Genomic DNA, 5,422 nt, shown 5'->3' on the forward strand with positions numbered 1-5,422 from the left:
ATCCTCAGGATTAGTCTCTGGGTTTGGGCGAAATTCGGAATCCATAATGGTCACCTTTTGCTTGTTGTTTTATATTATATATAATTTGTCAAGGGTTTTTAGAAATTTTTTTTGACAGCAAATTTCGCGCACCGCAAAGTTGAGTTAAAGTCCCCCAGAATTGGGGGATTTAGGGGGATTTCAGCTTTTAAAGTCCCCCAGAATTGGGGGATTTAGGGGGATTTCAGCTTTCAAAGTCCCCCAGAATTGGGGGATTTAGGGGGCAAATTCGTAAGTCCTAAAAATTAGAGACGCTCTATTGAACGTCTCTAAAAAGCTACTCTGTCTTGATGCAGTCGCTCATGGGGGAAACCCCCAAGACCGCGCTGCATCGCTTTTGGCGTTGCTTAATAATGGAATGATTTTAATACTTTTGTAGAATGGGCATCAAGCGTGGAATGGGCATCTTGGTAGAACTGGCATCTTGGTAGAACTGGCATCTTGGTAGAACTGGCATCTTGGTAGAACTGGCATCTTGGTAGAACTGGCATCTTGGTAGAACTGGCATCTTGGTAGAACTGGCATCTTGGTAGAACTGGCATCTTGGTAGAACTGGCATCTTGGTAGAACTGGCATCTTGGTAGAACTGGCATCTTGGTAGAACTGGCATCTTGGTAGAACTGGCATCTTGGTAGAACTGGCATCTTGGTAGAACTGGCATCTTGGTAGAACTGGCATCTTGCCAGTTTCATGCTTATTGTCGAGCGGGCAGGATGCCCACTCTACTCCTATTCATTCCAAGACTGACGCAACGCCAATAATCCTAATCTATGCCTTCAATTTTATCTTCAACCTCCTGATACAACTCGCGCAACAGCTGTAAATTACTCTCACTAGTTTCCCAATAGCCACGTCCATTAACTTCTAATAACGTAGACACTACTTTACGGAAGGAATTGGGATTCAAATTCATTAACCGCTGACGCATTTCTTCATCCTGGATAAAGGTAGTATTCACATCTTCATAAACCCAGTTATCCACTGCATCAGCCGTTGCACTCCAACCCATAGTATTCACTAAGCGTTTGGAAAGTTCACGGACCCCTTCATAGCCATGATTCAACATGCCTTCGTACCACTTGGGATTAAGTAACTTAGTCCGGGCATCTAAACGAACGGTTTCTGATAGGGTGCGAACCTGAGCATTAGCAGTAGTAGTATCAGCTATGTAAGCGGTTGGTTTCTTACCATCGTTCCGCAAGTTGGCTACTACCTTAGTGGGGTCAGAATCAAAGTAATGAGAAACATCAGTCAGGCTAATTTCCGATGAATCAAGATTCTGGAAGGTAACATCAGCGGTTTTCAAGGCAGACTCAAAAATCTGCTGACTCTGTTCCATGGTGCCTGGGTTATCGGAAGAGAAGGCAAAGGACTTGCGACTGAGATACATATTCTGTAACTCGGCTTCTTCTTCCCAGGTGCTGTTTTCGACAGCTAAATTAACATTGGAGGCATAGGAACCAGACGCATTGGAGAACACCCGAGTCGCCGCTTGCCGTAGATTAACCCCCATCTCTTGAGCTTGTTGCAAACTGTGTTTCCGCACAAAGTTCATTTCCAGGGGTTCATCGGCTTCTGCGGCCATTTTCACCCCTTGGTCTAGTAAATTCATCTGATTGATGAACAAATCCCGGAAGACACCGGAACAGTTTACTACCACATCAATCCGAGGACGACCTAACTCTTCTAAGGGAATTAGTTCTAATTTATTCACCCGTCCCAAGGCATCGGGCACTGGCTTAACCCCGACCATCCACAGAATTTGGGCTAGGGATTCCCCGTAGGTCTTAATATTATCGGTACCCCATAGTACACACGCAATGGTTTCTGGCCAAGCCCCATCATTATCTCGCTTTTGCCGTGCCAACAGTCGGTCTACTACAATTTTGGCAGATTTCACCGCTGCTAGGGTGGGAATGGATTGGGGGTCGAGGGCGTGAATATTCTTACCGGTCGGTAGCACATCGGGATTTCGGATCGGGTCACCACCAGGACCTGGCAGCACATATTCCCCATCTAAGGCTTGGAGCATTGCTCCTAGTTCGTTGTCTGCTACTATCTGCTCTAAACAGAATTCGAGATAGTCAAACAGAGGCTTGATCGCTTCGGAATCTACTTTGGTGTATCCTAAATTGTGCAAGGCTTCTACCCAGGGTTCTTTTTTACCAATATTGAGGAAGTTGAGTTTAGAGACTTTAGAGACTCGTCCATCGGTGTCGGTTTGAGCTTGAACCATAGCACTAACAGCAGCACGGGTAGCTTGGGTGATATCTTGCAACAATTCCACATCAGCTAAGATGCCTTGGTCATTGTTGCTGTAAATTTCATCAATATCTCGCTCAATACTGTTAGCAATAATCCGGGGTAAACCGATGATTTCGTCTTCGCTACGGTCTAAGTTAGCAATATTGACTAGCGTTGCGATCGCTTCTTCTGCGGTTGGTGGCTTACCAATCACATGCAACCCACAGGGTAACAACCTTGATTCAATTTCCATCAAGCGGCGGTACACCTGACCGACCAAAGTATCCCGTTCTTCGGCACTCAGCTCCTTGGCATCTTGCTCGGGCAAGGCAATATCTTGGTCAAGATTCACCAAGCGGCACTTATCCATAATGGTGTTAACAATGGGAACACCGCGCCCAGTATCTTTGAGAGTTTGATAAGACCCAATTAACTCACTGAGTTCCTTTAAGCCTTTATATAATCCAGCATTTTCTGCCGGTGGAGTCAGATAGGATATGGTTTCAGCGTAGCTGCGGCGCTTAGCAATAGTTGCTTCACTAGGATTATTGGCAGCATAGTAGTACAGATTGGGAATAGAACCAATTAAATTATCTGGATAACAGTCTCCAGACATCCCCATCTGTTTCCCTGGCATAAATTCTAGAGACCCGTGGGTGCCGAAGTGCAGCACCGCATCGGCTTGCCAGATTTGTTCTAAATAGGTGTAATAGGCAGCAAAGCCATGGTGAGGACTTGCGGAACGGGAGAACAACAGTAGCATTGGGTCTCCTTCATACCCAAAGGTAGGTTGTACTCCGATGAATACATTCCCAAATTGCTTGCCGTAGATTAACAAGTTTTGTCCATCACTATTAAGATGTCCTGGTGGTGGTCCCCAGTTTTCCTCTAAGCGACTGGAGTAGGGAGTAAACCGTTCATACTCCATCACCGACATCCGGTGAGCAATATTCAATTCTGGACTAGCGTACTGAGCTTGGGCATCATGGATCACCTCTTGCATCAGTGCCTCAGCGGATTCCGGCAAGTCTTGGACATCATAACCATTGTTGTTCAGGGCTTCCATCACTTTATAGATGGAACCAAATACATCAAGATAGGCCGCTGTTCCAACATTGCCTTTATCTGGGGGGAAGCTAAAGACTGTGATGGCAATTTTCTTATCAAGCTTGGGCTTACGGCGCAAATTCGCCCACTTCATGGCCCGTCGGGCTACTGATTCAATCCGGTCCTGTAACGCAATGGATTTTCCAGTTGCGCCATCCCGTCCGGATAGAATAATTGGTTCAATGGCACCATCCAGCTCTGGAATGGCAATTTGCAATGCTACTTGAATCGGGTGCAGTCCCAAGTCACTATTTTCCCATTCTTCCGTAGTTTGGAAGACTAAGGGAAGTGTAACCATATAGGGGCGATTGAGGCGTTTTAAGGATTCAATCGCTTTGGGATGGTCTTGCCGTGCTGGACCTCCTACTAGAGCAAAGCCGGTTAGAGATACCACAGCATCCACTAAAGGTACTACGGTTTTGCCATGTTCCTCAGAAAAATAGGTATCTACAGGTTTAGAGAAATCCAGACCACCAGCAAAGATGGGAATCACCCTTGCTCCCATCGCTTCGATTTCCTGCACCATCGCTACATAATGGGCATCATCCCCAGTAACTAAGTGAGTGCGTTGCAGGACTAAACCAATACAGGGAGCAAGAGGGTCTTTTAAGTCTGTTGAGATATCCTGACGGCTACTATACCAGTTCAGGTATTCCTTGACATCTTCAAACATTTGCGGTGCTAGAGGATGCCAAACCCCCATATCTGGGTAAACCACTGGGTCTTTGAATTGGACAGAGGTTTCGCTATTTTTCTTCTGTGTCTTAAATACATACTTATCTGCTAGCATCAGCAGGAAGTTTTCCAGGTTATCAGAAGACCCCCCGAGCCAATACTGGAAACTGAGCATGAAGTTGCGAGCATCCTGAGCTTTGTCCATGGGCATATACTTCAGGACTTTCGGTAAGGTCTGCAACAGCTTGAGCATACTGTCTTGGAAGGAAGACCCAGATTTTTTCTTGCGCTTACGCATGAATTGTGCGATCGCACTCTTGGATTGTCCCAAATTCGCCATGGAGAAGCTACCTAATTTATTCAGGCGCATCACTTTCGGCATTGATGGAAATACTACTGCGGCATCCAAGCGATCGCGATGGGGTTGTACAGCGGTGACTACCTTCTCGGCCAAGTCTTCTATAAAGATTAGTGAAGCGATAAAGATATTCGCTTCTGCTATATCCCGTTTAAAGTCTTCATAGTTTTCTGGGTCACGCAGCTCTTCAATGAGGTAGCCGCTGATTTCAATAGCGATATCCGGTTGATTTTGATTGATTGAGCGAACAGCAGCTGATAATGCACTCTGGTACTGCGGTTCTAGCACGACATAGACCACCTTCAGCAAATGACGCCCATTCAAGGCTTCTGGGGTGATGTGTCTAATGGTGGACTTGACGTGAGTGAACATGTGGCTAGATCTCCTTCCTGATTATTCGTTATCTGTGCCTTAGCTTGAGTGGCGGTAAGCGGCTGATCACCTTTGATGGTTTTGATCGTATTTAGATTTTATGTAGAGATGTGCTCTTGAACGTCTCTACCAGTGACCACTCACTCTTGGTTGGGATGGTTTTGTTTTGCCAACTAAAGAGTTTCTATCAAAAAACGTATACTTTCAGGGAGTTACAGCCGTTATCTGATACAATTCGATATAAAAATTGCCAGTTTTTGTAAAATTACTTAACAATTACTGAAGTAGTAAATCTGTTGCCCTTAACAAAAATACACAAAAAAAATCCTTGACAAAGGTAACCTTAGTTGTATATATAAGGATATTTTATCGATTTATAAAACTATTACTTATCGTTCCTCCTTAATTATTGCTTAAGATTTTGTGGTCAGTGGTCAGCAGTCAGTGGTCAGCAGTCAGCAGTCAGCAGTCAGCAGTCAGTGGTCAGCAGTCAGTGGTCAGCAGTCAGCAGTCAGCAGTCAGCAGTCAGCAGTCAGCAGTCAGCAGTCAGCAGTCAGCAGTCAGCAGTCAGCAGTCAGCAGTCAGCAGTCAGCAGTCAGCAGTCAGCAGTCAGCAGTCAGCAGTCAG

General features: G+C 45.5%; 3 protein-coding genes. 1 reads left to right on the forward strand and 2 read right to left on the reverse strand.

The features are described 5' to 3' along the window. Window positions 1-403 precede the first annotated feature (403 nt). Window positions 404-700, reverse strand: a complete 297-nt coding sequence (locus tag F6K20_RS12785; protein ID WP_287294904.1) for a hypothetical protein — start codon at window positions 698-700, stop codon at window positions 404-406. Window positions 701-802: 102 nt separating this feature from the next. Beyond that, window positions 803-4,795, reverse strand: a complete 3,993-nt coding sequence (locus F6K20_RS12790) for a magnesium chelatase subunit H (RefSeq protein ID WP_287294905.1) — start codon at window positions 4,793-4,795, stop codon at window positions 803-805. A 409-nt stretch (window positions 4,796-5,204) separates the two neighbouring features. On the opposite strand from F6K20_RS12790, the gene F6K20_RS12795 reads away from it, so the two are divergent. Beyond that, the coding region (locus F6K20_RS12795; RefSeq protein WP_287294907.1) for a hypothetical protein at window positions 5,205-5,422 on the forward strand (218 nt) is incomplete at its 3' end.

Origin of the sequence: Moorena sp. SIO2C4, from assembly GCF_010672485.1 — a bacterium.
In the GTDB taxonomy this organism is placed as follows: Bacteria; Cyanobacteriota; Cyanobacteriia; order Cyanobacteriales; family Coleofasciculaceae; genus Moorena; species Moorena producens.